A 25,756-nucleotide genomic window follows, 5' to 3' on the forward strand; every position below is an offset into this window, starting at 1 on the left:
ATCGACAACAACGTCGGTTCCGATCGTGGGAACTATCCGGACTCCGCCATCCAGAGTTCCTCGGGCAGGGGCGACCCCAGCGCGTACATCCGGACGCCGTGGATGTCGGAACTGTGGATCACCGACGGTGCCGCCCGCACGTACCAGATGCCGACGTCGAGATCGGCGAGTCGTTGCTGGACCGTCGTGTAGGCCTCGACCCGCTCGTCCGGTGAGGTCGCCAGTCGGCCGGCCTCGAGGGCGGCATCCAGTTCGGGGTCGGCGATACCTGCGACATTTCCCGACGACCCCGAATGGAACTGGTGCCACAGCGTGGTGTGCGGTTCCTGCACGTCGGCCGACCAGATGGTCGCATCGAAATCACGCGCTGCATACCGCGGCATGAAGGCCGCGTAGTCGAGTACTTCGACGTCGACCTCGACGTTGTCGTAGGCGGCGAGTTGCGCCTGAACCGTCTCCGCGACCGTTCGGATCTCGACGAGGGAGGTGGCCAGGAAGGTGAACTCCACCGGCTTGCCCTCAGCCGCGAGTTCGTCGAAGAGACGCTGCGCCTCCTCGGGATCGTGCTGCTGCAACGGTATGTCCGCGAAGAACGGGGACGACTCCTGGAACAGGGTGCCCGGCACTTCGCCGTTGCCTTCGAAGACCGCGCTGTTGATGCCGTCGAGTTGCACCGCGGCGGCCACGGCCTTTCGCGCTCGGACGTCGTCGAACGGTGCCCGGCGGGCGTTGAGGGCGATGTACTGCCCACCGCCTTCCGGGACGATCTGCGTCGGCAACCCGGCCTGCTCCGCCCGTGTCAACGCTGACCAGCTCGACTCCGCGACCAGATCCACTGCGCCACTGGCGAGCACGTTCGTGCGCTGGTTGACGTCGCTGACGGTGATCAACGTGATGTTGTCCAGGTACGGCCGCGGTGCATCCCAATAGTCCGGATTCCGTTCGAGTTCCATACGATCCTGGCGTGCCCACTCGGTCAGGACGAAGGGACCGGCGCCGACAGGTTCCGCATTGAACGCCTCCAGGCCCTTCGCGAGGGCGGTGGGGGAGGCGATCCAGTTCAGGGAACTCGACGTGATCGCGTGCGCGAAGTGGGGATTCGGCGAGCGCATGGTGATCGTCAGGGTGGTCTCGTCCACGACTTCGGTCGACGCGATCTGCGACGCCTGTGCAAGCGCATTCGACGCGACGGCCGGGTCCCGGTGCCGGTTCCAATTGAATGCCACCGCCTCCGCGTCGAGCGGAGTTCCGTCCGAGAAGACGAGATCCGGCCGGAGCGTCAACGTGAACGTGGCTCCACCGTCGGTGGTCGAGAAGTCGGTGGCGAGTTTGTGTTCCACCTCGAGTGTCGCCGGGTCGTCGACCATCAGTGTTCCGAACAACGCGTTGCCCAGCATCGACTGCCCGACCCAGTTGTTGGCGAGGACCGCCGGGTCGAGGCTGACCGGCTCGCGAACCTGGACGAGCCGCGCGGATCCGCCGACGACGGGGTCTCCGACGGGCTCGGCGGCGGCGGAGCCCGAGCCCGCACCGGAGCTGCCGCAGGCAGTGATGAGGAACAGCGTCGAGCACAAGGCGACGAGCGCGAGGTACGACGATCTCCGTCGACTCATATGGGTCCTTCCTGTGATCCGAGAACCGAACAGTTCGCCTACGCCCACCGGGCGGGTGTCGGCGTGTCCGCGAGCAGGGGGCGTCGATAGGACAGGTCGTCGGTGTCCCGCGTGCCCGTCGGGAAGCCCTGACGGAGGAAGTACGGCGACGCCAGGATCGAGGCGTCGGCGGCCGCGCTCCATTCGACGGTGGATCTGCGGACTGCGATCCGCCACGTGCCGTCGCGCTTCTCGAGCCGGTCGATGTACCGCCCGCTCATCAGCTGGACCGTGCGTGCGTCCGGTCCCAGCAGGCCGACGAGCACATAGCTCTCGCAGTGGGCGGTGTCGCCGTCGATCTCGCAGAGGTGGGTGGTGACGTTGTGGGTGTGTGCCCGTGAGGTGGCGGCGTGCACGGTGTTCGCCCACTGCGCGTAGTCCGGACCGCTGTTGACGGAAGTGCCGTGCTCGTCGATCCCGTCGTCGTGGTAGGTGCTGCAGAGCAGGTCGGCATCGTGCCGGTCGCATCCGCGGGCATGTGCTGCGATGCAGTCGAGGATGGCGGTGCGGTCGAGGAGGTACCGGACGTCGCGTTGGAGGGCGTCGAGACCGCTCACGCGACTGCCTCTTCACCGACGAGCGTGGTCCGGTGCATCAACCGAGGAGACGTGGGGGAGTAGGGGACTGCTCGATGCAGCATGCCGGTGTTGTCCCACAGCACCAGATCGCCCGGACGCCAATGGTGCCGGAGCGAGAAGCGCGGTTGTGTGGACCAGGCGAGAAGCCGGGCGACGAGGCGTCGTCCCTTCTCCTCCGGCCACCCCACCACATGGGATGCGGTCGCGCCGATCAGCAGCGACTTGCGCCCGTTGCGTCGGGTCCACACGAGCGGATGATCACGCTCGGGAACTCGCGCCCAGGCTGCTTCCTGCCTTTCGGTCGGGTCCGGGTTCGCGAGCCGCTGTGCGTTCGCGAAGCTGTGGACGACGCGAAGGTTCTCGAACTCCGCTTTGTCCCGGTCGGACAGTGCCTCGTACGCCGCATAGGTGTTCGCGAATTCGGTGTCGCCACCTTCGTCCGACACCCGGAGCGCGGTGAGCAGAGTTCCCTTCTGGGGGATCTCGTCGGTGGCACCGTCGATATGCCAGTGGAAGGTGCCCTGGTTGTACGACGCGAGCACGGTCTCGGCCGGGTCGAGGCTGATGGCCGATACCTCGGGATGATCCTGATGGCCACCCACCGGAGGGACGACGACCTCGCCGAGCATCCTGCTCAACGCCACGAGATCGGCATCGCCGATGCCGGTTTCGCGGAAGACGACGACACCGTATTCATCGAGGAGTTCACGGCATCGCTCGGCCACGCGTGAATGGTTGAGGGAGCGCCCGTCGACGCCGGAGATCTCGACGCCGATCTCTGCGGAGATCGGCTTGGTATCGGCAAACACGGTGGTCTCCTCTGTCCAGGAAGTAATACTCTCTTTCTGGGAGAGTACTGTTCTCGGCGTTGAATGGGAATGCGATTGCGGAGGTGTTCGATGCGAATCGGGCTCACGGGCGGAGCGTCGTCCACGGACAGGATCGTGAAGCAGGCGCAGAAGGCGGAGGCCGAGGGATTCACGTCCCTGTGGTTCGCGAGCACCGTCGTGGGCGACCCGCTGGCAGCTCTCGCGGTGGCCGGTCGAGAGACAGGATCGATCGAGCTCGGCACCGCCGTGCTCCAGACCTACCCGTGCCATCCGCTGCTGCAGGCGAACCGCGCCGCGGCCGTCGCCGAGGCCATGGGCCGGCCGGGCTTCACGCTCGGATTGGGACCGTCGCACGAAAGCCTGGTCCGGGACGTCTACGGACTGTCGTACGACACCCCGGGGCAGAACACCGAGGAGTACATCCGGATCGTCACCGCACTCCTGCGCGGTGAGGAGGTGGACTTCCGGGGAGAGGCCTGGTCCACCCGCAGCGCGGGACGGATGGTCGATGTCGCGCACGAGGTGCCCGTCCTGCTGTCCGCCATGTCGCCGCGGATGCTGCGGGTCGCGGGGGAGTGGGCCGACGGCACGGTCCTGTGGATGGCGGCGCCGAAGGTGATCGAATCGCGGATCGCCCCCGCGATCCACACGGCCGCCGCGCGGGTGGGCCGGCCGGAGCCGCGCATCGTGGCGGGACTGCCCGTCGCGGTCCACGACGACGCGGACGCCGCGCGTGATGCGGTCGCCGCGACCGCCACGTCCTACGCGGCGATGCCCAGCTATCGACGGGTCCTGGAGGAGGCGGGCGCGAGTACCCCGGCGGACATCGCGATCGTCGGCGACGAGGAGTCGGTGCGCCGGCAGCTGCAGGGCTTGCTCGATGCGGGCGTCACCGACGTCTGGGCGGCGGTCGTCCCCGTCGGCGACGACCAGCGAGCATCGCTCCGTCGCACCAGGGCTCTTCTGAGTGCACTCACCGCGGAATAGCAGCGACCCCGCCCATCCGCTTCCATTCCGGCCATCCGCTACGGAAATTCGCTGTAGCGGATGACGAATCGGCGAGCGGACGGGCGGGGTCGAAGGGAGAGCTCGGAATCAGGCGGCGGGACGCCCCTGATCACGCAGGGCCGAGAGGGCGTCGATGCGCTCGACGGCCTCGGCGACGATGCGGTCGATCAGCTCCTGGCAGCTCGGCAGGTCGTCGAGCATGCCCACGACCTGACCGGAGGCGAGCACACCGGCGGCGGTGTTGCCCTCCACCAGGCCGGCCTTGAGGAGCATGGGGGTGTTGGCGGCCATGATGATCTGCTGCCAGGTGCGGTCGCTCGCCTTCTTCATGGCGAGGCCGTCCTTGACGATGGTCGACCACTTCATGCCCGTCATCGACTTGAACTTCGTCGCGTTCCGCGCGGCCGCGAGCAGTCCCTTCGCGTAGCTGGACTTCTCGAGGCTGTTCACCAGGTCGGTGTTCAGGACCCGGTGCGGCATGCCGTCGACCTTGAGTGACACCGTGGTGTCCTGCAGTCCCCGCGAAAGGTACTGCTGCTTCACCGAATCGGGAACGGCGCTGTCGCTCGTGAGCAGGAACCGCGTGCCCATCGCGACGCCGGCAGCACCGTAGGACAGCGCGGCCGCGAGCCCGCGACCGTCGAAGAAGCCACCGGCCGCGATGACCGGGATGTCGACGGCGTCGAGGACGCTCGGCAGCAGCAGGGTCGTCGCAACGGGGCCGGTGTGGCCACCGCCCTCGCCGCCTTGCACGATCACCGCGTCGGCGCCCCACGAGGCGACCTTCACGGCGTGCTTGGCGGCACCGATCGACGGGATCACGACGATGCCGTGATCCTTGAGCTTGGCGATCAGCTCCTTCTTCGGTGCGAGCGCGAACGAGGCGACTTTCACCTTCTCGCGGATCAGCAGGTCGATGCGCTCTCCGGCGTCCGAAGCGTCGGCGCGCATGTTCACACCGAACGGCTTGTCGGTCAGCGACTTGGTCTTCGCCACCGCCGCTTCGAGCTCGGGATAGGTCATCGTCGCCGACGCGAGGATGCCGAGGCCACCGGCGTTCGACGTCGCGGCGGTCAGCCGCGGACCGGACACCCAGCCCATGCCCGTCTGGACGATGGGGTGCTCGATGCCCACGAGCTCCGTCAGTGCCGTGCGCAGGGTGGTCACAGCGCAACCTCGCGATCGCGGAGTCCCTTGGGGTCGATCACCTCTCGGATCAGACGCAGTTCCTCGGCGGTGGGTTCGCGGGTCCCACCGGCCTCGTCGAGACCGGCGACCTCGAAGGAGGTGTTCTCGGCGACGGTCTCGGCCTCGACACCCGGGTGCAACGAGAGCGCCCGGAAGCTGTGGCCGGGGCCGCCGAAGTCGAAGACACCGAGGTTGGTGACGACCCGCGCGATGTCCAGGAAGCGGTACGCCGGGTTCTCGGGATCGACCTTGTCGTATCCGACACCCGAGACGATGTCGACCGTGTCGACGAAGACACGCGAGGAATGCTTGCCGACCCAGTAGCTGGTCGCATGGTTGATCGTGTTGCCGGGAGCGCCGCGCACACCGAACATCTGACGCGTCGGCTGCTGGAGCGGACCGAAGGCCGACAGGTTCTGGTTGCCGTACCGGTCGATCTGGTTGGCGCCCATCACGACGTGACGGCGACCCGACGCGACGACGTCGAACACCTTGCGGAACGGCATCCAGCCTTCGATCGGTGCCTTCGCGCCGAGGGCCGGGACGTCGGCGAGGATGAGTGCTTCACCGTCGGTGATCAACAGGTCGGGCTCGGTGGTGAGCTTGGCCAGGCGTGCGCCGATCTGCGGCAGTGTCGCCATCGGGCTCGCCATGATCTCGCCGGCACCCGAGAAGATGTCGGCGCATGCGATCGCGCAGTACTCGGCGCGGGTCACGGTCTCGGTGGTGGTCATGCCTGCTCCTGTGCGAACTTCTGGACTGCGGCCTGGTAGTCGTCCTCGCTGCCCGAGAGGAAGCGGTCGACGAATGCCTGCCACGCCTCGGGGTCCTTGGCGGACTCGGCGTAGTGGCGCTGGAACTTCTCGTCGCGGCCGTAGCTGTCGCCCGCGAGAGTGAAGTGCGCCCCGTTCGGCGCTTCGACGATCCCGTCGACCATCATGCGGTTGAGCAGGAGCTGCTGGAGCGGAACCTCTTTCACGAGCTGCTCGGTCTCGACGATCTTCTCGACCGAGACGTAGCGCCGCTCGGCGGCCATGCAGTAGAGGTCGTCGAAGTACGGGTCGACACCCTGGTAGCCGGCGTTGCCGTGCTTGTCGCCGATGTTGAGGTGCACGAACGCAGCGTCGAGGTTCAGCGCCGGCATGGCGATGAGGGTCTCGGTGCCGTCCGGGCCGGGATACGGCGAGGTGACGGTCTTCAGTTCGCCTTCCCAGAAGTCGACGACGGCCGAGCCGAGTCCTGCGCGGATGGGCAGGAACGGCAGGCGTGCCGCGGCGGCCTCGAGACCGCACTTGATCATGCCCTCGTCCATCTCGCGGGCGACGATCTCGCCGCCCGTGCGGGCCTTGGCGAACCACGGATCGTAGAACGGTGCCGAGTCGAGCGAGACGAATCCGTAGTAGGCCTTCTTCACCTTGCCCGCCGAGCACAGCAGGCCCAGATCGGGGCCGCCGTAGGTGACGACGGTCAGATCCTTCACGTCCGAGCGGAGGATTGCCCGCACGAGGGCCATGGGCTTGCGGCGCGACCCCCAGCCACCGAGGCCGATGGTCATTCCGCTGCGCAGCTCGCCGACCACGTCGTCGAGCGACATTCTCTTGTCACGCATGGTGTTCCGAACTCCTGGTGGTGTGAGGCGTCAGCTGTTGCTGCGCGGCTTTCCTGTTGCGACGAACTCGTCGCGGTGCTCGTCGGCGATGCCGGCGAGATTCAGCTCGAAGGTGAAACCCTGCTCGAGGCGGTAGCTCGTCTTCACGTCGACGGGGTCGATGCGGTTGATGGCTTCCTTCGCGCGGCGGATGACGCGGGTGTCCTTCGCGGCGATCGTCTCGGCGACCTCGCGTGCGGTGGCGTCCAGTTCGCTGCGCGGCACGACCTTGTACACCGAACCGAAGTGCTCGAGCTGCTGCGCGGTGACGTTCTGCGCCGTGTAGTAGAGGGTGCGCATCATGTGCTGAGGGACGAGGCGCGCGAGATGCGTTGCGGCGCCGAGCGCACCGCGGTCGACCTCGGGCAGGCCGAAGACGGCGTCGTCGGAGGCGACGATGACGTCCGCGTTGCCGACGAGGCCGATGCCGCCTCCGACGCAGAAGCCGTTGACGGCGACGATCACCGGTACCTCGCAGTCGTAGACGGCGGCGAATGCGGCGGCGCACCCGTGGTTGGCGGCGATCAGGGCGTCGAACCCTTCGGTGGCCTGCATTTCCTTGATGTCCACACCCGCGTTGAAGCCTCTGCCCTCGGCGCGCAGGATCACCGCGTGGGTGTCGAGACTGCGCCCGGCCGTGGTCACGGCCTCGGCCAGGTCGAACCAGGCCTGTGAGGGAAGGGCGTTCACGGGCGGGAAGTCGACGGTGACCGTGGTGATACCGGCGCTGTCGGAGGTCGAGGTGATGCCCATGGCATGTTCCTAACGTCTGTACCGAACCAAGCGATTGCTTGGTAAGTTAGCACAGGATAGCCGCCGGACCCAGAGGGTCGAAGGGTCGTAGGGTCGAAGTACGACCGAACATCGAGGAGAGAAGATGCCCGAAGCAGTAATCGTGTCCGCAGTACGGTCGCCGATCGGCCGAGCGCGTAAGGGCTCGCTCGCGTCGATCCGTCCGGACGACCTCGCGACGCAGATGGTCGCCGCAGCGCTCGCGAAGGTTCCCGAGCTCGATCCCGCCGAGATCGACGACCTCATGCTCGGTTGCGGCCAGCCCGCAGGCCAGTCCGGCTTCAACATCGCGCGTGTCGTGGCGGTCCAGCTCGGCTACGACTTCCTGCCGGGTGTCACCGTCAACCGCTACTGCTCGTCGTCGCTGCAGACCACCCGCATGGCGCTGCACGCCATCAAGGCCGGCGAGGGCGACGTGTTCGTCTCGGCCGGCGTCGAGTCGGTGTCGAGCTTCGTCACCGGTAACGCCGACGGACTGCCGAATACGAAGAACCCGCTGTTCGACGACGCGCAGGCGCGCAGTGCGAAGCTCGCCGAGGGTGGCGTTGCGTGGACCGACCCGCGCAACGAAGGCCTGCTTCCGGACGTCTACCTCGGCATGGGGCAGACCGCCGAGAACGTCGCCTCGCACACCGGCATCTCCCGCGAGGACCAGGACCGCTGGGGCGTGCGTTCGCACAACCGGGCCGAGGAAGCCATCAAGAGCGGCTTCTTCGAGCGCGAGATCACCCCGGTGACCCTCGCCGACGGCACCGTCGTGTCCACCGACGACGGTCCGCGTCCGGGCACCACCTACGAGGCGGTCAGCCAGCTGAAGCCGGTCTTCCGCCCCGACGGCACCGTGACCGCCGGCAACGCCTGCCCGCTCAACGACGGTGCGGCCGCCCTGGTGATCATGTCCGACACCAAGGCGAAAGAACTCGGGCTGACTCCGCTCGCACGTGTCGTCTCCACCGGTGTCTCGGGCCTGTCCCCGGAGATCATGGGCCTCGGACCGATCGACGCGACTCGCAAGGCTCTGGCCAACGCGAACATGGGAATCGACGACATCGACCTGTTCGAGATCAACGAGGCCTTCGCCGTCCAGGTCCTCGGTTCCGCTCGCGAACTCGGCATCGACGAGGACAAGCTCAACGTCAACGGCGGCGCGATCGCGCTCGGTCACCCCTTCGGAATGACCGGTGCCCGCATCACCACGACACTCATCAACAACCTGCGCACCCACGACAAGCAGTTCGGTGTCGAGACGATGTGCGTCGGCGGAGGCCAGGGCATGGCGATGGTGCTCGAGCGGTTGAGCTGAGCCGACCCCGTTCGGGTGGGCCGGGCTCCGGCCCGGTCCACCCGGCGACGCTCGTGAGGCGCAGGCGTGCGGTTACCAGGGGCCGGACGTGTCGCGCCATCCCTTGCGGATGATCTTCCCAGTAGCGTTGCGCGGCAACAGGGAGGACGTCAGCGTCCACTGCGTCGGCACCTTGAAGTATGCGAGATGCTCGGAAGCGAAAGTCGTCAATTCCTCGACGGTGACCGTGGAGCCCTCGACGAGCACGACCACCGCCGCCACCTCCTGACCCCATTCCGGGTGGGGAGCGCCGGTCACCATGCATTCGCGGACCGCCGGGTGCAGGGAGAGGACGCGTTCGACCTCCGACGGGTAGACATTTTCGCCGTTCTGGTGGATGAGGTCGGCGCGCCGGCCCACCAGACGCAGCCGGCCGTTCTCCACAACTCCGAAATCGCCTGTGCGCAACCAGCGGTCGGGCGTGATCGCCTCGGCTGTCGCGGCTTCGTCATCCCAGTAGCCGAGCATGACGAAGGGGCTGCGCACACACACCTCACCCACGCGGCCGTCGGGCAGCCATGCGCCGGTCTGATCCCGGATCTCGAGGCTCACCGTGATGATCGGCGCGCCCACCGTGCCGGGGAACTCCTCGAGTTCGGCGGCAGAGGCCACCGCGATCGACGTGCTGCACTCGGTGATGGTGTAGCTGTCGACCATGGCGTGCTTGCCGAACGGGAGCCGCTCGCGCAGACGCTGCTTGAACTCGGGTGTCGACGGTTCCGAGGACAGGGTGAAGCGTGTCAGCGAGGTCAGGTCGTATCTGTCGAGGTCTTCGTCCTCGAGCATCCGCGCCGCCATCGACGGCACGGCCATCCAATGGGTGACCTGCTCCGCTTCGATGAGTTCGAGCACGGGATGTACCCCGTACCAGCCCTGATTCATCACCACGGTGCTGCCGGTGGCCAGGCGCGGCACGATCGTGTTGTGCAGGCTCGTGATGTGGAACAGCGAGGACGTCAGCAGATATCTGGAGTCCGACGGCACCGACCGGTCGTATGCAGCCCCGGTCCAGATCGTCGCGATCGCGTCGAGGTACCGGTGGTAGTCGACCACCGCCAGCAGATTCCGTTGCGAGTGCAACGCACCTTTGGGGTCGCCGCTCGTGCCCGAGGTGTACAGGAGAACGGCGGGATCGTCCTCGGCGACCCGCGGCGGCGGCGGTTGCGCGCCGTCGAACTCCGCGACCAGCCGCGGTAGATCCTCCTCGATCGACAACACCACGGTCTGCGCACGATCGATGCCGGCGACGGCCGCGGTACGCGGACCGTCGACGAACACCACCCGCGGTCGCGAATGGCGGATACCGAACTCCAGTTCCGGCTGGACCCACCAGGCGTTCAATCCCACCGAGATCGCGCCGAGGGCCTGTGTCGCCCAGAACGCGGTGACCCATTCGGGTCTGTTCGCCGACAGGATCGCCACGCGGTCGCCCGAGCGCACCCCGTACCGCTCGTGCAGGGCCGCGGCGAGGGCGTAGGACATGCGTGCGTTCTGGGCGAAGGTGATCCGGCGATCGGCGGTGACAAGGTACTCGCGGTCGCCCCAGACGAGGGACTGCGAGAGCAGATCCGCCACGGCGACGTCACGTTTACGCATGACGGGCATCGCGGTGCCCAGGACTTCCTGCACGACGATCTCGAACTCGCCGCCCGGGCCGGTGAGGCGCGATACCAGCTGATCGAGGAAATGGGAGGGATCGGACGGGATGGTCATCGCCTGTATCCCACCGGTGTCCCTGCACGCTTCACGAACGTCCCCTCCTCCATCGAGTGCGTACCGCCAGAATCTCACGACGGGTCACCCCGACCTCGAATGTACCGGTGAGTGGGACGGGCGGTGACGGTCACCACCGCTCTCCCTAGCCTGTGACCTGGGCGTCTGTGGAAAGCGAGGTCCTGTCTCCGTCGGGCCGCCGCCCGGCGCCCCCATGAGAAAGGACTGAGATCGAATGACCGCAACGACGTCGACGCCCGCGCAGTGGCGAGGCCACGACCTGGGTGCCCGCACGGTCCGATACGACGAACGGGACGCGATCCTGTACGCGCTCGCGGTGGGCGCCGGTACGACGGACCTCGACCTCGTGTTCGAGGAGCGGCTGCGGGTACTGCCGACGTTCGCTCTGACGCTGGCCCAGTGGGCACCGGATGCGCTCGGTGCGCTCGGTGCCTTCGACACGTCCACCGCGCTCCACGGCTCCCAGAGCCTCGAGGTGCTCGCACCGTTGCCGCGTTCCGGGGAGATCGCGATGTCGGCGCGCGTCGGTGAGGTCTGGGACAAGGGCCGGGCGGCGGTGTTCGAGGTCGTCGTCGAGAGCGAGTTCTTCGTCGCGACCTGGTCGTTGTTCGCACCGGGAGCGGGAGGTTTCGGCGGCGAGCGCGGACCGTCGGCGCCGGCTGCGCCGGAGGGGGAGGCCGACCTGGTCGGCACGCTCACCACCCACGCCGACCAGGCCGCGCTCTACCGGCTGACCGGCGACCGGCACCACATCCACATCGATCCCGAGGCCGCAGCGCGAATCGGACAGCCCCGCCCGATCCTGCACGGACTGTGCACGCTCGCCGCCGCGACGCTGCCCCTGGCCGACATGCTCGGAGCGCACCCGGCCGATCTGACGACGCTGTTCGGGCGGTTCGCGGCCCCCGTCTTCCCCGGCGATGCGGCACAGGTCCGCGCCTGGGGTGACGCAGCGGATGCCCGCTTCGACGTCGTCACGGAGAACGGCGCCGTTCTGTCCGGCGGTCGCGCCGCTTTCGCTTGATCGCCACAACCGTCTGGAGGAAAGACTTGGACACGTTCGCAGAAGTAGTGCGCGCTCGTCACGGTGACCCGAAGGTGGGGTTGCGTTTCGAGGACCAGCAGTGGACCTGGGGCGAGGTGGTCCAGGAAAGTGCCGATCGTGCCGCCGCGATCGTGGCGACCGTGCCCGCCCCGGCAGATCGGCAACGTCATATCGGGATACTTCTCGAGAACGTCCCGGATTTCGTGTTCTGGATCGGTGCGGGCGCTCTGGCCGGGGCGGCCGTGGTGGGTATCAACGCCAGCCGTAGCGGTCCGGAGATCGCCCGGGACATCCGGCACGCGGATATCGACCTCGTGGTCACCGAGTCCCGCCTCGCCCATCTCCTCGAGGGCACCGACCACGGGTTGCCCGCCGACAGAATCTACGACATCGACGACGCGCGGTACGGGCAGTTCCTCGAGCCGTTCCGCGGCGCGGACCTGCCGGGGACCATCCCGTCCGCCGACGACATCGCGCTGCTGCTGTTCAGCTCCGGGTCCACCGGTGCCCCGAAGGCCGTCATCGTCGGTCAGGGACGATTCGCCCGACTCCTCGGGCCGCTGACCGAGCGTGTGCGCATGCGCGAGGATTCGGTGGCCTATCTGTGCATGCCGCTCTTCCACGGGAACGCGCTCATGCTCAACCTCGGCACGGCCATGCATGCCGGCGCGACCGTCTGTCTGATCCGGAAGTTCTCGGCGAGCAGATTCGCCTCCGACGTCCACCGTTACGGCGCCACCTTCGTCAATTATGTCGGACGCGCCCTGTCGTACATCCTGAGCCGGCCGGAGGACCCCCGTGACCGCGCGAGCACCCTCGAACTCGCGTTCGGCACCGAGGCGTCCGAAGCCGACGTGGCCCGCTTCTCCGAACGCTTCGGCTGCACGGTCGTCGAGGGTTACGGCATGAGCGAAGGTGTCTTCCGCATCAACCGCACCCCCGACACTCCGACCGGATCGCTCGGCGTCGCCGTCGGAGGCGTCGACGTCCGGATCCTCGACGAGGACACGGGGCAGGAGTGCCCTCGCGCCCGTTTCGACGAGACCGGTCGTCTCCTCAACAGTGACGCCGTCGGTCAGATCGTCGCGTGTGGTGCCGCCCACACCTTCGAGGGCTACTACAAGAATCCCGAGGCGATGGCCGACCGGGTCAAGGGCGACGATTTCTGGTCGGGGGACCTCGGGTACCGCGACGAGAACGGCTTCTTCTACTTCGCCGGAAGATCCTCCGACTGGCTTCGCGTGGACAGCGAGAACTTCTCCGCCACCCCGGTCGAGCGCATCATCCTGCGGGTGCCGGGCGTTCTGTCCGCCCCGGTCTTCGCCGTGCCCGATCCCACGACCGGGGATCAGGTCATGTGCGCCGTCGAACTCGAGCCCGGTGCGGAGTTCGATCCGGTGGTCTTCGGGGCGACCCTCGCCGAGCAGCCCGACATGGGTGACAAGTGGTGGCCGCGATTCGTGCGCGTCACCGACCGGATCCCGCTGACGGGGAGCAACAAGGTGAACAAGGCTCCGTTGCGGGCGGTCGCGTGGAACACCTCCGACACGGTCTACGTGCGTGTCGGACGGACCTCCGAGTACGTGCTGCTCGACGACGCGGAACGCGCACGCATCGAGAAGGAGTTCGTCGCCAACGGCCGAGCGGCCCTGATGCCGACCGCCGAGCCTGCCCCGGTTGCGTGATCGCGGCCCGGCGCGGTCTCAGGACGGCGGAAGGTCTCGACCAGTGAGATGTCCTCATCAGGGGTGATACCGATCACCTAGCGTTTCGGTCGTATCGCGACGGAATGCTCCAGCGGACTCCGCCGCCTGACCTCCTCAACGCTTCCCTCCCGAAAGGACGGACGACCGTGAGCATCGGCACTTCCGAACAATCCGAGATCCGCGAGATCGTCGCCGGGTCGGCTCCCGCCCGCTTCGCCCGAGGCTGGCACTGCCTCGGTCTGTCGAAGGATTTCAAGGACGGCAAGCCGCACTCGATCGAGGCCTTCGGGACCAAGCTCGTGGTGTGGGCCGACAGCAACGACGAGATCAAGATCCTCGACGCGTACTGCCGGCACATGGGTGGGGATCTCAGCCAGGGCACGGTCAAGGGCGACGAGATCGCATGTCCGTTCCACGATTGGCGCTGGGGCGGAAACGGGCGCTGCAAGAACATCCCGTACGCGCGGCGCGTTCCTCCCATCGCCAAGACCCGTGCGTGGCACACCCTCGATCAGGACGGCATGCTCTTCGTGTGGCACGACCCTCAGGGGAACCCGCCGCCCGCCGACGTGACCATCCCGCGCATCGAAGGCGCGACGAGCGACGAGTGGACCGACTGGGTCTGGTACACCACCGAGGTCGACACCAACTGCCGGGAGATCATCGACAACATCGTCGACATGGCGCACTTCTTCTACGTGCACTACTCCTTCCCGGTCTACTTCAAGAACGTCTTCGAAGGCCAGGTGGCCAGCCAGTTCATGCGAGGCCAGGCCCGTGAGGACACCCGTCCGCACGCGGCAGGACAACCGAAGATGCTCGGAAGCCGCTCCGACGCAAGCTACTTCGGGCCGTCCTTCATGATCGACGATCTCGTCTACCAGTACGAGGGTTACGACGTCGAGTCGGTCCTCATCAACTGCCACTACCCGGTCTCCCAGGACAAGTTCGTCCTGATGTACGGCATGATCGTCAAGAAGTCCGACCGCCTCGAAGGCGAGCAGGCCCTGCAGACCGCCCAGCAGTTCGGGAACTTCATCGCGAAGGGTTTCGAGCAGGACATCGAGATCTGGCGGAACAAGACCCGTATCGACAACCCGCTCCTGTGCGAGGAGGACGGCCCGGTCTACCAGCTGCGACGCTGGTACGAGCAGTTCTACGTCGACGTCGAGGACGTCGAGCCGGCGATGACCGACCGCTTCGAGTTCGAGATGGACACCACCCGCCCGGTGGCCGCCTGGATGAAGGAAGTCGAGGAGAACATCGCCCGCAAGGCCCTCGAAGAGCAGTCCACCCCTGCGGGCTAGGAGCGGAGAACATGCAGAACCGGATGGCGCCGTTGCGGTGCGGTGAATGCGCCGCGCAGGTGCTCGTGCAGAAGAACAGCTGGGAGCACACGTCCATCCAGTGGAACACCGACGCGCGCCGTCGTTGCCCCGTCGTCCGGGACGACGACGGGCGCGAGGGCCGCCCCGGCGCGCCCCGGATGTCGTGCTCGAACCTCGACGCCGCGATCGCGAAGGCGGCCGCCTCGGGTGTCATCGAGGTCTTCGACGACACCCCGATCCGAGCCCCCATCGTGCAGTGACCGTTCCCTTCCGACCTTCCGCTCCCGACTACTTCTCGAAGGACCGACGATGCCAGAATCCCTCGACCTCGATCGCTCGTACTACGGCCCGTGGGCTGTCATCGCCGGCGGCTCCGAAGGCGTCGGCGCCGCGTTCGCCGACGAATTGAGCCGCGCCGGCTTCGATCTCGTGCTCATCGCGCGTAAGCCGGAACCGCTGGAGGAGACGGCGGACAAGGCGCGGAGCAACGGCGTGCAGGTGCGCACCCTCGCGCTGGATCTGCTCGACGACGACGCCGTCGAGCAGATCCGCACGGCCACCCAGGACATCGAGGTCGGCCTGTTCATCTTCAACGCCGGCGCGAACAGTTACGGCCACGAGTTCGTCACCGGCGACCTCGACGGGTTCCGCGGCGTGATCGACCTCAACGTCCACCGGCAGATCGAGTTGTCGCACCTGTTCGGTGGGCCGATGAAGGAGCGTGGCCGCGGCGGCATCATGCTGCTCGGGTCGCTCTCCGGATACATGGGTGCCGAACACCAGAGCATCTACGCGGCATCGAAGGCGTTCAGCCGCGTCTTCGCCGAGAGCCTCTGGCTCGAACTCGCACCGCACGGTGTGCATGTGGTCGAACTCGTGCTCGGTGTCACCCGCACCCCGGCGATGGTGCGTGCGGGTCTGAACTTCGACATTCCGGGGATGCTCGTCGCCGAGCCGGAGGATGTCGCACGTGAAGGTCTCGAGCACCTGACCGACGGCCCCGTATGGGTCGCCGGCGGCAACTACGAGGCCGCGGTCAAGCGCAGCGGGTTCCCGAGGAACAAGCTCGTCGAGGGTGCAGCAGCAGCGATGCGGGCCCTGCTGAACCGCTGATCAGCGCGATCCCCACCTACTCGTCCCCGGGTGCCGTACGGCACCCGGGGACGCTCCATTTCACGACGCTGCGTCGTACGCGGAGTGCATCCGTTCCCGCACGATCTCGCCCGGACGGACGAAGGCCCCGCACCGCAAGAGGCGGTACGGGGCCTTCGGTTCGATACGGCCGGTTCAGAAGTCGATGCGCACGTTCTTGCTCTTGGGCCTGGCCTGGCATGCGAGGACGTATCCGTTGGCGATGTCCTCCTCGTCGAGGATCGCCGACGGCGGGGTATCCACCTCTCCTTCGACGACGGTGCACGCGCACGAGCCGCACTCGCCCTCTCGGCAGGAGTAGGGCACGTCCAGGCCCTTCGACAGCATGATGTCGACCAGGGTGGCGCTGCGCGGCCACACGAGGTCGTGTTCCTCGCCGTCGAGCTGCACCGTCACGGAGGCGGCGTCGGTGTCCGACTCGTCGATCTCCACGGCGGGCACGTCGGCGAACGGATCGCCGGACAACGAGGTGAAGACCTCGGCGTGGATCCGGTCCTTCGGGACGCCGGCCAGCAGCAGGCCTTCGCGGACGGTGTCCATGAACGGCCCGGGTCCGCACATGTATGCGCGGTGATCGGCGAAGGAGGAGATCAGGGTCGCGAGCTGCTGCGGGGACGGCAGGCCCTGCACGCTCTCGAGCCAGTGGACGACGGTGAGGGCGTCGGAGTGGCGTGCGGCGAGCTCACGGAGTTCTTCGGCGAAGATGACGGATTTCTCGTCGCGATTGCCGTAGACCACCACCACATTGCGGTTTCCGCTGTGCAGTGCCGATTTGAGGATCGACATCACAGGGGTGATCCCGCTTCCGCCGGCGAACAGGACGAGCTTCTCGGTGAGGTCGACCGGGGTGAAGACTCCTGCGGGAGGCAGCACCTCGATACTCTGACCGGCGGTGACGTTGTCGCACAGCCAGTTCGAACCGTATCCGGCCGCGGTGCGCTTGACCGTGACCTTGAGGGGTTCGTCGGCGTGCGGTGAGCTCGCCAGGGAGTAGCACCGCGCAACGGAACCCGTCATGTCGCTCGGAATGCGCAGGGTGAGGAACTGTCCCGGTTTGTAGGTGAAGTCCGCTCGGCGGTCCTCGGGTACGTCGAACACCAGTGAAACGGCGTCGGCGGTTTCCTGGACGACTGCACTGACGGTCAGCACGATGGAGCGTGAGCCGACCGGTGTCTCAACGGCTGTCATCACAGTGGGTTCCCTTCGATACGAAAACTTCTCGATCGGACCACGGTAGAACGACGCCGACACCGACGCCCGTCTCCTCCCGGTAATCGGGACAGCGGGAGGAGACGGGCGTTCGGATCAGGCGGTGCGCGCGGTGCGCGGGATCAGCACGGTGATCCCGATGGTCACCACGGAAAGCGCGATGAGCATGCCGCCGACCATGTTGATCCCTGCGAGGGGGGTCGCAGCGAAGGCGAGCAGCATGGTCGCGATCGACGTTCCGACACCCTGGCCCGCGGTGCGCAGCACGGCGTTCGTGCCGGTCGTCTCGCTGGTGTTGTGCTCGGGCACGGACTCGACGATCAGGTTCGGAATCGCCGTGTAGGCGAAGGCGGTCGCGACCGACACCACGACGACCATGGCGGTCATGGCCACCACGGAGTGGTGGGCGGTGAGCATGACGACGACGCCGACGATGAACAGGGCGGTGCCGAGCAGCATCGAGGCGCGTGAACCCACTGCGGCGGAGATCCGGCCGCTCAGCGGGGTGCAGACGAATCCGAACAAAGAACCGATGAACGAGAGCCAACCCGCGTGTGTCGCGCTCAGGCCCAGGCCGAAGTCGCCGGTGGAGGGCGTCTGCATGATGATCGGGATGATCATGGTGACCACGCCCAGCGGACCCGCCGCGATCGCGACGGTCGCCAGCATCGTGAGCGAGAACTTGCGGTCGGCGAACAGTCGCACGTTGATGATGGGGGAGGGGGTGCGCAGTTCCCACCGCACGAGCAGGACGAGGGCGGCGGCGCCACCCAGGATGAGACCGAGGGTGCGCGGGTCCGACCAGCCCCATGCCTGGGACTTGTTGACACCGAGCAGGATCGCGGCGACCGCACCGGCGAAGGTGACCGCGCCGATGTAATCGATCTTCTCGGAGGTCCCGGTGGGCCGACGCCACGGCAGGACGAACCAGACGAGCAGCAGAGCGAAGATCGCATATGCGGCTGCGACGACGAAGATCATGTGCCAGCTGGCGTTGTCGATCAGCAGACCGGCGACGAGCAGCGACGCGGAACCTGCTGCGACTGCGGAGCCGGAGATCAATGCGACGGCAACGGGGACGCGGGAGGCGGGAAGGTGCTCACGGGCCAGCCCGATGCACAGCGGCAGGATCGCGCCGGCCACACCTTGGATCGCGCGGCCGATGATGATGCTGGTGAGACTGTCGCCGACGGCGCTGACGATCGAGCCGAGCGCCGCGACGGCGAGCAGGACCATCAGGATCCGTTCCCGGCCGTACATGTCGCCGAGTCGTCCGCACACGGCGGCCGAGGCAGCCGAGACGAGGAGGAAGGCCGTCACCGCCCATCCGACCGTCGATGCGTCGCTGTCGAATTCGGTGATCAACGTCGGGATCGCGGCGAACATCATCGATGTTTCGAACGCGCTGATGATCTCGACGGCGATCAGGACCGACACGATCACCCATACCGGTTGCTGCCGGTCGAACCGGCTCCGCCCCTTCGGGGTTGCGGCTTCCGGCTGGGAGAGTTCATTGGCGTAGGAAGTCAAAGCACATTCCAGACTCTCGGCGGCCCGAGCGCGGGCCGTGTTTCCCTGCCCCACGAATGGGAGTGGCTCGGATCACTTGGTATCGCAGGTGAGAGCTGTCACGCTGTGCTATCTCGCTGAGCGAGACCGCCTTCGGGATGTCAGATCAGCGCGGCCTCGTGTACCGAGCGGTCGAACTCGGGGAGTTCCGCGCCGTTGCGGAGGGTTGTCGCGAGAGAGGGGTCGGCGAGATGCAGACGTCCGATGGCGATCAGATCGAACTCGTCGTCGCCCAGCCGTCGTTCGAGTTCGGGAACGTTGTTGCGCGCGGGCGCGCTGCCCTGGAGGCGGCTCTCCCGCAAGGTCGTCGCGATTCCGACACTGCCCACGGCCATCGAATGTGCGCCGGTGACCTTCTTGGCCCAGCCCGCGAGGGTCAGGTCGCTGCCTTCGAATGCCGGAAGGTCGAAGCGGCGGATGCTCGCGTCGAACACGTCGACGCCGGCTTCCTTCAAGGGGGTGAGGACGGCCTTCAGTTCGTCGGGGGTGTGGGCGATCCGGGCCTCGTAGTTCTGCTGCTTGTGCTGCGAGAAACGGTAGAAGATCGGCAGGTCGTCACCGATGCGCGAGCGGATGGCGGCGACCACCGTCGCGGGGAAGCGGGTGCGGCGCTCGAGGTCGCCGCCCCATTCGTCGTCGCGGAGGTTGGTGCCTTCCCAGAGGAACGCGTCGAGCAGGTAGCCGTGCCCTCCGTGGAGTGCGATGCCGTCGAACCCGGCTTCGGCGGCAGCGGCGGCTGCGTCGGCGTAGGCAGCGACGACCTGTTCGATGTCCTCGGCGGTCATGGCTCGCGTGGGTGCGGAGGCTCGGGCGATGTAGTCCTCGCCGTAGGACGTCACGCCGAGCTCGCCCCAGATCCCGGACGGTCGCATGGGGACGAGGTCGGGGTCGACATCCGCGCTCATTGCGCCCCAGAGGGGGCCGACGTGCCAGAGCTGGGGAACGATGCGTCCGCCCTCGGCGTGGACCGCATCGACGACGCGACGCCAGCCTTCGAGAGCTGCTTCGCCGTACATGTGGGGCACGCGGGGGTTGTCGACTGCCGTCGGGTGCTCGATGGCGACGCCCTCGGTGACGATCAGGGCGGTGCCGCCCGCGGCGCGTCGCCGGTAGTACTCGACCACGTCCGGTCCGGGTACGCCACCCGGGGAGTGGGAGCGGGTCATCGGGGACATCACGATGCGGTTGCGGAGCTCGAGGGAGCGCACCGTCAGGGGGCGGAAGAGGGGGGACTCGGTTTCTGACATCTCGGTCTCGACTCTTTCGGCTCGGCGGGCGACGGGTGCAGGCAGATTCCGCCCACATCCGAGGTTGTACCCATCGCTCGGCCCGGGGGACAGGGACCTCCTGCTCAGTGAGACGTGTCGGCGGACGGTCGGCGAGGAAGGCACGGATCGCGCAATCGGCCCGGTCCGCTGATCGGGAATTGTGCAACAGGTCACTCGCCGAGTACTCTGGCATCCGCTCACAAGAATCAATTTCAGTTTTTTCTGTCGTGGGTGATCGGATTCCGGAGAAAGGGTGGCGATGTCCGAGGCGCAACGTACGCAGGTCTCCCAGGCACCGAAGCGCGAATTGCCTGCATCGATGGTCGAGAGAATGACCCTCATCCTCGATGCCTTCGACGATCTCTCATCGCGGCTCACCCTCGAGGAAGTCGCGTGCCGCACCCAACTTCCGCGTTCGACGGTCCACCGCATCCTCGACCAGATGGTGCGACTCGACTGGATCGACCATGCGTCGTTCGGCTACTGCCTCGGTCGCCGCGCAAAGGCCATGGGAGAGGGCGACAACGGACACATCCGTGTCCGCGAGGCCGCGGCACCGCTCCTCCACGAACTGCACATGACCACCGGGATGGTCGCGCACCTGTCCGTGCTCGACGGGCCCGATTGCGTCTACCTCGACAAGATCGGCGGCCAGCTCGCCGCGACGCTGCCGTCGCGGGTCGGTGGACGTGTACCCGCCTACTCCACGGCGGGCGGGAAGGCGCTGCTCGCCGGACTCGAGCCGGAACAGGTCGATGCTCTCTACCCCGGCCCGCACCTGCCGCGTCGCACCGAGCGGACCATCGCCGACCTGTCGACCCTGCACCTCGAACTCAATCGCATCCGCCGTCGTCACGGCCTGGCATTCGAGACCGGCGAGGCCACCACCGGTATGTCCTGTGTGGGCGCCGCGATCCGCAGCCCCGCATCGCCGGTCGCCGCGATCTCCCTGTGCGGTCCCACCCGTCCCGGCCACCTCGAGCGCATCGCACCCCTGGTCGCCGGCGCGGTTCGCGACATCTCGCACACGCTGTACCCGGAGCTGAGCGCACCTCGTCGCAATCGTGCCGCGCGGAACACTGCAGACTCGTGGTCTCCGCAGGTCATGGAGCAGATGCTCGCCACGCAGTCGGACGGCTGGATGTAACCTGCATACGCTCACCGGCCGCCGGCACGTCCGGAACATCCCGGTGATCGGGAGCGTCCGCGCGACGTGAGGGGAATCACTGGAAGCCTCGTCGGTATGACGACGGAATTCACTTTCGAGAACACGGCGCGGGAACTCGCGACCGACCGCGGCACCCTTCGCTACCACGAAGCCGGCACGGGCGAGCCGCTTCTGCTGCTCCACGGCTCCGGACCGGGCGTCACCGGCTGGCGGAACTACCGCGGTGTGCTCGCCGACCTCGCCGAGCACTTCCGGTGCCTCGTTCTGGAGTTTCCCGGCTTCGGAGTGAGCGACCCGTGCGAAGGACACCCGATGGCCATGGCGTCGGTGGCGGTCACCGATTTCCTCGACGGTCTCGGACTCGACCGCGTCTCGATCATCGGTAACTCGATGGGCGGCATCGTCGGAACGCAGTTCGCGATCGCGCACCCCGATCGGGTCGAAAAGCTCGTCACCATCGGGGGCGCGGGACGATCGGTCTTCGCGCCGGCACCCGGCGAGGGCATCCGGTTGCTCATGGAGTTCACCGACGATCCGACCCGCGACAAGCTCGTTCGCTGGCTGCGTTCCATGGTGTACGACCCCGCGGTCATCACCGACGAGCTCATCGAGGAGAGGTGGACGCTCGCCACCGAACCGAAGACCCTCGAGATCGCGCGGCGTATGTACAGCACTGCGGCCTTCGCTGCGGGGGCGAAGGCCGCCGCCGCGTCCGACGCCACTCCGTACTGGGCGCAGCTCCACAAGATCACGGCCCCGACCCTGCTCACCTGGGGTCGCGACGACCGGGTCAGCCCCGTCGACATGGCCATGCTGCCCATGCGCGAGCTGCGCCACGGCGAGCTGCACGTATTCCCCAATTGCGGCCACTGGACGATGATCGAGGCCCGTGAGGCATGGCTCTCGGCCGTCCTCGCGTTCCTCACCCGAGAAGACTCCTAGGCAGCGGTCGCCGGGGGTCGGTTCCTCGACCCCCGGCGAGCGCCAGGGTGTTCCCGCTCAGTGGAACTCCGGCAATGGAAGTGTTGTTCTCCTGCGACTGTAGGCACCAACGGAACCGACGCTCGCCACGCCGTATCGGGGGCGTCACCCTCACAGGTGGGAGAGATCATGGGACAGGTGCTCGACTCCGTTTCGGAGTTCGCAGACGAGATCCGCGCGGACGGTGCCGAAGGCGACACACTCATGCGTCTGACCGACCGCAGCGCCAAGCGGCTTCGTGATGCCGGCGTCATCCGGCTCCTGCAACCGAAGGAATTCGGGGGTCTCGAGGCGCACCCGCGCGAGTTCGCCGAGACCGCCATGGCCATCGGCGCGATGGACGGCGCGACGGGCTGGGTCAGCGGCATCGTCGGTGTCCACCCCTGGGAGATGGCCTTCTTCGACCCGAAGGCGCAGGAGGAGGTCTGGGGCGAGAACCCGGACACCTGGATCGCCTCCCCGTACGCGCCGATGGGTGTCGCAACTCCCGTCGACGGCGGATACATCCTCAATGGCCGCTGGTCGTTCTCCTCGGGCACGGACCACTGCGACTGGGTCATGATCGGCGCCGCCGTCGGCGACAAGGACGGCAATCGGCTGAGTCCCCCGCAGAGCCTGCACGTGCTGCTGCCGCGCTCCGACTACCGCATCGACCACGAGAGCTGGAACGTGGTCGGCCTGCGCGGCACCGGCTCGAAGGATCTGATCGTGGAGAACGCCTTCCTGCCCGAATACCGCACCCTGCGCGCCGAGCGTGTCATGGGCGGGGTGGCGTGGCAGGACGCCGGACGTGACGAGACGCTCTACAAATTCCCCTTCTCGTGCATCTTCCCGCTGGGGATCACCTCGTCGCTCATCGGCATCGCCGAAGGCGCCCTGAACTGCTACATCGAGTCGCAGCGTGAGCGGGTCACGGTCTCCGGCACCGCGATCAAGCAGGATCCGTACGTGCTCTCGGCCCTCGGCGGGGCCGCTGCGGAGATCGCCGCCTCGCGCGCCGCGATCCTCGAAACCGTCGATCGGTTCTGGGACATGACGGAGAAGGGCATCGAGGTCACCTTCGAGCAGCGCGCGATCGGTCGGCGCACGCAGACCGCCGCCGCCTGGCGGGCCGTGGCCGCGGTCGACGAGATCTTCGCCCGTGCCGGCGGCGGCGCACTGCAGTTGACCAACCCGCTGCAGCGCTTCTGGCGCGACGCCCATGCGGGTCTGAGCCACGCCATCCACGTGCCCGGATCGATCTTCCATGCTTCCACGCTCTGCCAACTCGGCGAGGAGCCGCAGGGCATGATGCGGTCGATGATCTGACACCACAACCCTTACGGCGAAGGAACTTTCGGATATGACGGACATCCGGGGCCTGGGTTATCTCAGGATCCAGACCACAGACATCGCGCGGTGGCGCGAACTCGTCGTCGACGGACTCGGTATGGCGATCGGTACCGGCCCCGAACCCGACGGCCTGTACCTGCGTGTCGACGAACGCCGGGCACGTCTGATCGTGCTTCCGGGCGAGATCGACAAGGCGCTCGCCGTCGGATGGGAGGTGCGGGACGAGTTCGCCCTGCGCCGTGTGCGCGAAGCGGTCGAGAAGGCCGGTATCGCGGTGGAGGTGCTCTCCGAGGAGGAATCGACCTACCGCGACGCCGAGCAGGTCATCGCATTCGACGATCCGGGCGGCACCCGCACCGAGGTGTTCTTCGGTCCGGTGCTCGACCACAGTCCGGTCGTGACGCCGTTCGCCGGTGTCTTCCACACCGGCGAGGAAGGTCTCGGCCATGTCGTCCTGCCCACCGCGGCGTTCGCCGAGTCGTACGAGTTCTACACCGAGGTACTCGGTTTCCTCCCGCGCGGCGCGACACGACTCGGTGGTCTGTCGGCACCGCCGCCGGTGCGGCGGGTGCGCTTCCTGGGTGTCAACCGTCGCCACCACAGCCTCGCGCTGTGCCCGGCCCCGCCCGGAACCGAGCCCGGTCTCGTCCATCTGATGCTCGAAGTCGACACGCTCGACGCGGTCGGCCAGGCCCTGGACAGGGTGAACAAGCTCGGGTTCTCGATCTCGTCGACGCTGGGCCGCCACACCAACGACAAGATGGTCTCCTTCTACGTGCGTGCCCCGGGCGGATGGGACATCGAGTTCGGGACCGAAGGGATGCTCGTCGACGAAACCTTCTACACCGCAGAAGAGATCACGGCGGACAGCTACTGGGGACACGACTGGTCCGGTTCCGAACCTCTCGCGGCGTTCTCGCCTCCCGCGGGCTGACCGCGACACTTCATGGTCGCCGACGACGTTCCGGGCGCGGTGCGGGACCTGATTCCCGCCATCGCCGACCGCGCGGCGGACACCGACCGGCTCGGCCGCATCTCCGACGAGACGGTGCGTGATCTGGTCTCCGCCGGCGTGTTCCGCATGCTGCAGCCGCGCCGATACGGCGGGTCGGAGACCGAGCCGACGCGTTTCTACGAGGTCGTACGCACCGTTTCGAAAGCCTGTGGTTCGACGGGCTGGGTCACATCCATCGTCGGCGTCCACCCCTGGCATCTCGCGCTGTTCGACGATCGAGCGCAGCAGGACGTCTGGGGTGAGGACGATTCGACACTCGTCTCGTCGGCGTATGCCCCGGTCGGCCGTCTCGTCCCGGTCGACGGGGGCTACCGGCTGTCCGGGACATGGATGTTCTCGTCCGGCTGCCGATTCGCGTCGTGGGCACTCCTCGGCGCGGTGGTCGTCGGCTCGGAGGGCAGGCCGGTCGACTTCGTCACGGTGCTCGTACCGCGGAGCGACTACACGATCCGCGACGTGTGGAACGTCGTCGGAATGCGGGGGACGAGCAGCGACGAGATCGTCGTCGACGAGGTGTTCGTTCCCGCCCACCGTGTCAAGCGCAACTACGAGACCTCGCAGCTGCGCGGTCCCGGGCAGAAGGTCAATACCGGACCGCTGTACCGGATTCCGTTCGCTGCGTTGTTCACCACCGCCGTCGCCGTACCCATCGTGGGGGTGGTCGCCGGCTGCTACGACGAGTACCTGTCGTCGATGCGCGAACGAGTGCGGCTGAGCCTGGGCGGAGGCCGGTTCGTGGACGACCCGTTCGCTCAGGTCGCCGTGGGACGCGCAGCATCGGACATCGACGCCGCGACACTGCAACTCGACCGCAACATCCGCGAACTGTGGGACCTGGCGCGGGCGGGCAGGGAGATTCCGTTGGACCTGCGTCTGCGCACCCGGCGCGACCAGGTACGCGCCACCGAGCGGGCGGTGGAGGCGATCGACCTGTTGTTCAAGACGGCCGGAGGCACGTCGCTGTTCCTCGGAGGAATCATCGAACGGGCCTGGCGCGACGCGCATGCCGGGAGCGTCCACGTCGCCAACGAACCCGAGCGTGCCTATGCGTTGTACGGCCGGAACGCCTTCGGCCTGCCGGTCGAGGACAACCTGATCTGAGCATCGGCGATGCCTTTTCGTAGGTGCTCGCTCCGAATTTCTCGAACAGCGGGAACTTCCCGACGTCGATCCGGAATGCCGTTTACGGTCCGGAGGGATCACCCGACCCC

The 25,756-nt window shown here is 67.3% G+C and carries 23 protein-coding genes; 12 read left to right on the forward strand and 11 right to left on the reverse strand.

Features of this window, described 5'->3' with window-relative positions; translation table 11 throughout:
- Window positions 1–32 precede the first annotated feature (32 nt).
- The 3 genes from ACWPOC_RS03950 to ACWPOC_RS03960 are packed head-to-tail and all read right to left on the reverse strand — an operon-like array spanning window position 33 to window position 3,039.
- Window positions 33–1,613: an ABC transporter substrate-binding protein gene (locus tag ACWPOC_RS03950; protein WP_120281333.1), complete on the reverse strand. Its 1,581-nt coding sequence runs from the start codon at window positions 1,611–1,613 to the stop codon at window positions 33–35.
- 38 nt (window positions 1,614–1,651) lie between these two features.
- Entirely contained in the window at window positions 1,652–2,209 is a 558-nt protein-coding gene (locus tag ACWPOC_RS03955) for a nuclear transport factor 2 family protein (protein ID WP_120281334.1), read from the reverse strand.
- Window positions 2,206–3,039 carry a TauD/TfdA family dioxygenase gene (locus ACWPOC_RS03960; RefSeq protein WP_120281335.1) on the reverse strand — a complete coding sequence of 278 codons (834 nt, stop codon included), beginning with the start codon at window positions 3,037–3,039 and terminating at the stop codon, window positions 2,206–2,208. Before ACWPOC_RS03960 ends, ACWPOC_RS03955 begins: the two co-directional genes overlap by 4 nt.
- A 90-nt stretch (window positions 3,040–3,129) precedes the next feature.
- Between ACWPOC_RS03960 and ACWPOC_RS03965 the strand changes: the two genes are divergently transcribed.
- Window positions 3,130–4,047, forward strand: coding sequence for a TIGR03564 family F420-dependent LLM class oxidoreductase (locus ACWPOC_RS03965; protein ID WP_455408040.1), 918 nt, complete (start codon window positions 3,130–3,132; stop codon window positions 4,045–4,047).
- Window positions 4,048–4,155: 108 nt separating this feature from the next.
- Here the strand turns inward: ACWPOC_RS03965 and ACWPOC_RS03970 are convergent, their stop codons facing one another.
- Genes ACWPOC_RS03970 through echA20 form a run of 4 tightly spaced genes read right to left on the reverse strand, consistent with a single transcriptional unit; the run spans window position 4,156 to window position 7,657 of the window.
- On the reverse strand, window positions 4,156–5,235 hold the full coding sequence (locus tag ACWPOC_RS03970) for an NAD(P)H-dependent flavin oxidoreductase (protein WP_455408041.1): 1,080 nt from the start codon (window positions 5,233–5,235) through the stop codon (window positions 4,156–4,158).
- Entirely contained in the window at window positions 5,232–5,990 is a 759-nt protein-coding gene (ipdB, locus tag ACWPOC_RS03975; RefSeq protein WP_455408042.1) for a cholesterol ring-cleaving hydrolase subunit IpdB, read from the reverse strand. Before ipdB ends, ACWPOC_RS03970 begins: the two co-directional genes overlap by 4 nt.
- Entirely contained in the window at window positions 5,987–6,865 is an 879-nt protein-coding gene (gene ipdA, locus ACWPOC_RS03980; protein ID WP_183070638.1) for a cholesterol ring-cleaving hydrolase subunit IpdA, read from the reverse strand. The genes ipdB and ipdA overlap by 4 nt, the downstream gene beginning before the upstream one ends.
- 30 nt (window positions 6,866–6,895) lie before the next feature.
- The gene (echA20, locus tag ACWPOC_RS03985; protein ID WP_120281339.1) at window positions 6,896–7,657 is read right to left on the reverse strand and encodes a (7aS)-7a-methyl-1,5-dioxo-2,3,5,6,7,7a-hexahydro-1H-indene-carboxyl-CoA hydrolase; all 762 of its coding nucleotides are present in this window, start codon (window positions 7,655–7,657) and stop codon (window positions 6,896–6,898) included.
- Between the two features lie 124 nt (window positions 7,658–7,781).
- Between echA20 and ACWPOC_RS03990 the strand changes: the two genes are divergently transcribed.
- Window positions 7,782–8,999, forward strand: a complete 1,218-nt coding sequence (locus ACWPOC_RS03990) for an acetyl-CoA C-acetyltransferase (RefSeq protein WP_120281340.1) — start codon at window positions 7,782–7,784, stop codon at window positions 8,997–8,999.
- Between the two features lie 72 nt (window positions 9,000–9,071).
- On the opposite strand, the gene ACWPOC_RS03995 is transcribed toward ACWPOC_RS03990, so the two are convergent.
- On the reverse strand, window positions 9,072–10,751 hold the full coding sequence (locus ACWPOC_RS03995) for a class I adenylate-forming enzyme family protein (protein WP_159416777.1): 1,680 nt from the start codon (window positions 10,749–10,751) through the stop codon (window positions 9,072–9,074).
- A gap of 235 nt (window positions 10,752–10,986) precedes the next feature.
- Between ACWPOC_RS03995 and ACWPOC_RS04000 the strand changes: the two genes are divergently transcribed.
- The 5 genes from ACWPOC_RS04000 (at window position 10,987) to ACWPOC_RS04020 (ending at window position 15,964) form a co-directional block, all read left to right on the forward strand.
- Complete coding sequence (locus ACWPOC_RS04000) at window positions 10,987–11,796, forward strand: MaoC/PaaZ C-terminal domain-containing protein (protein WP_455408043.1); 810 nt, start codon at window positions 10,987–10,989, stop codon at window positions 11,794–11,796.
- A 26-nt stretch (window positions 11,797–11,822) separates the two neighbouring features.
- On the forward strand, window positions 11,823–13,502 hold the full coding sequence (locus ACWPOC_RS04005; RefSeq protein WP_159416776.1) for an AMP-binding protein: 1,680 nt from the start codon (window positions 11,823–11,825) through the stop codon (window positions 13,500–13,502).
- 167 nt (window positions 13,503–13,669) lie between these two features.
- Window positions 13,670–14,830: a Rieske 2Fe-2S domain-containing protein gene (locus ACWPOC_RS04010; protein ID WP_160877748.1), complete on the forward strand. Its 1,161-nt coding sequence runs from the start codon at window positions 13,670–13,672 to the stop codon at window positions 14,828–14,830.
- Window positions 14,831–14,841: 11 nt separating this feature from the next.
- Complete coding sequence (locus tag ACWPOC_RS04015) at window positions 14,842–15,111, forward strand: hypothetical protein (RefSeq protein WP_120281345.1); 270 nt, start codon at window positions 14,842–14,844, stop codon at window positions 15,109–15,111.
- Between the two features lie 49 nt (window positions 15,112–15,160).
- Window positions 15,161–15,964, forward strand: coding sequence for an SDR family NAD(P)-dependent oxidoreductase (locus ACWPOC_RS04020; RefSeq protein ID WP_120281346.1), 804 nt, complete (start codon window positions 15,161–15,163; stop codon window positions 15,962–15,964).
- A 174-nt stretch (window positions 15,965–16,138) separates the two neighbouring features.
- Here ACWPOC_RS04020 and ACWPOC_RS04025 read toward each other — a convergent pair whose 3' ends face one another.
- The 3 genes from ACWPOC_RS04025 to ACWPOC_RS04035 form a co-directional block, all read right to left on the reverse strand.
- Complete coding sequence (locus ACWPOC_RS04025; RefSeq protein ID WP_455408044.1) at window positions 16,139–17,191, reverse strand: 2Fe-2S iron-sulfur cluster-binding protein; 1,053 nt, start codon at window positions 17,189–17,191, stop codon at window positions 16,139–16,141.
- 117 nt (window positions 17,192–17,308) lie between these two features.
- Window positions 17,309–18,655 (reverse strand): MFS transporter, encoded by a 1,347-nt coding sequence (locus ACWPOC_RS04030; protein WP_120281348.1) that lies wholly within the window; start codon window positions 18,653–18,655, stop codon window positions 17,309–17,311.
- A gap of 227 nt (window positions 18,656–18,882) precedes the next feature.
- Complete coding sequence (locus ACWPOC_RS04035) at window positions 18,883–20,028, reverse strand: oxidoreductase (protein WP_455408045.1); 1,146 nt, start codon at window positions 20,026–20,028, stop codon at window positions 18,883–18,885.
- Window positions 20,029–20,308: 280 nt separating this feature from the next.
- On the opposite strand from ACWPOC_RS04035, the gene ACWPOC_RS04040 reads away from it, so the two are divergent.
- The 5 genes from ACWPOC_RS04040 to hsaA all read left to right on the forward strand — a co-directional run bounded on the left by ACWPOC_RS04040 (window position 20,309) and on the right by hsaA (window position 25,646).
- Window positions 20,309–21,196 carry an IclR family transcriptional regulator gene (locus tag ACWPOC_RS04040; protein ID WP_159419045.1) on the forward strand — a complete coding sequence of 296 codons (888 nt, stop codon included), beginning with the start codon at window positions 20,309–20,311 and terminating at the stop codon, window positions 21,194–21,196.
- A gap of 96 nt (window positions 21,197–21,292) precedes the next feature.
- Window positions 21,293–22,159: an alpha/beta fold hydrolase gene (locus ACWPOC_RS04045; protein WP_120281351.1), complete on the forward strand. Its 867-nt coding sequence runs from the start codon at window positions 21,293–21,295 to the stop codon at window positions 22,157–22,159.
- 168 nt (window positions 22,160–22,327) lie between these two features.
- On the forward strand, window positions 22,328–23,506 hold the full coding sequence (locus ACWPOC_RS04050) for an acyl-CoA dehydrogenase family protein (protein WP_159416772.1): 1,179 nt from the start codon (window positions 22,328–22,330) through the stop codon (window positions 23,504–23,506).
- 34 nt (window positions 23,507–23,540) lie between these two features.
- Window positions 23,541–24,464 (forward strand): biphenyl-2,3-diol 1,2-dioxygenase, encoded by a 924-nt coding sequence (gene bphC, locus ACWPOC_RS04055; RefSeq protein ID WP_120281353.1) that lies wholly within the window; start codon window positions 23,541–23,543, stop codon window positions 24,462–24,464.
- 12 nt (window positions 24,465–24,476) lie between these two features.
- Window positions 24,477–25,646, forward strand: a complete 1,170-nt coding sequence (gene hsaA / locus ACWPOC_RS04060) for a 3-hydroxy-9,10-secoandrosta-1,3,5(10)-triene-9,17-dione monooxygenase oxygenase subunit (RefSeq protein WP_159416770.1) — start codon at window positions 24,477–24,479, stop codon at window positions 25,644–25,646.
- The last annotated feature ends 110 nt before the right edge of the window (window positions 25,647–25,756 follow it).

The sequence above is a fragment of the Rhodococcus sp. 5G237 genome (genome assembly GCF_053764735.1).

What these genes read in the sequence shown, in the direction of transcription:
- ACWPOC_RS03950 (WP_120281333.1), bottom strand. Translation starts at nt 1,613, where the DNA reads ATGAGTCGACGGAGATCGTCGTACCTCGCGCTCGTCGCCTTGTGCTCG.
- ACWPOC_RS03965 (WP_455408040.1), top strand. Translation starts at nt 3,130, where the DNA reads ATGCGAATCGGGCTCACGGGCGGAGCGTCGTCCACGGACAGGATCGTG.
- ipdB (WP_455408042.1), bottom strand. Translation starts at nt 5,990, where the DNA reads ATGACCACCACCGAGACCGTGACCCGCGCCGAGTACTGCGCGATCGCA.
- ipdA (WP_183070638.1), bottom strand. Translation starts at nt 6,865, where the DNA reads ATGCGTGACAAGAGAATGTCGCTCGACGACGTGGTCGGCGAGCTGCGC.
- echA20 (WP_120281339.1), bottom strand. Translation starts at nt 7,657, where the DNA reads ATGGGCATCACCTCGACCTCCGACAGCGCCGGTATCACCACGGTCACC.
- ACWPOC_RS03990 (WP_120281340.1), top strand. Translation starts at nt 7,782, where the DNA reads ATGCCCGAAGCAGTAATCGTGTCCGCAGTACGGTCGCCGATCGGCCGA.
- ACWPOC_RS03995 (WP_159416777.1), bottom strand. Translation starts at nt 10,751, where the DNA reads ATGACCATCCCGTCCGATCCCTCCCATTTCCTCGATCAGCTGGTATCG.
- ACWPOC_RS04000 (WP_455408043.1), top strand. Translation starts at nt 10,987, where the DNA reads ATGACCGCAACGACGTCGACGCCCGCGCAGTGGCGAGGCCACGACCTG.
- ACWPOC_RS04015 (WP_120281345.1), top strand. Translation starts at nt 14,842, where the DNA reads ATGCAGAACCGGATGGCGCCGTTGCGGTGCGGTGAATGCGCCGCGCAG.
- ACWPOC_RS04020 (WP_120281346.1), top strand. Translation starts at nt 15,161, where the DNA reads ATGCCAGAATCCCTCGACCTCGATCGCTCGTACTACGGCCCGTGGGCT.
- ACWPOC_RS04025 (WP_455408044.1), bottom strand. Translation starts at nt 17,191, where the DNA reads ATGACAGCCGTTGAGACACCGGTCGGCTCACGCTCCATCGTGCTGACC.
- ACWPOC_RS04035 (WP_455408045.1), bottom strand. Translation starts at nt 20,028, where the DNA reads ATGTCAGAAACCGAGTCCCCCCTCTTCCGCCCCCTGACGGTGCGCTCC.
- ACWPOC_RS04040 (WP_159419045.1), top strand. Translation starts at nt 20,309, where the DNA reads ATGTCCGAGGCGCAACGTACGCAGGTCTCCCAGGCACCGAAGCGCGAA.
- ACWPOC_RS04045 (WP_120281351.1), top strand. Translation starts at nt 21,293, where the DNA reads ATGACGACGGAATTCACTTTCGAGAACACGGCGCGGGAACTCGCGACC.
- ACWPOC_RS04050 (WP_159416772.1), top strand. Translation starts at nt 22,328, where the DNA reads ATGGGACAGGTGCTCGACTCCGTTTCGGAGTTCGCAGACGAGATCCGC.
- bphC (WP_120281353.1), top strand. Translation starts at nt 23,541, where the DNA reads ATGACGGACATCCGGGGCCTGGGTTATCTCAGGATCCAGACCACAGAC.
- hsaA (WP_159416770.1), top strand. Translation starts at nt 24,477, where the DNA reads ATGGTCGCCGACGACGTTCCGGGCGCGGTGCGGGACCTGATTCCCGCC.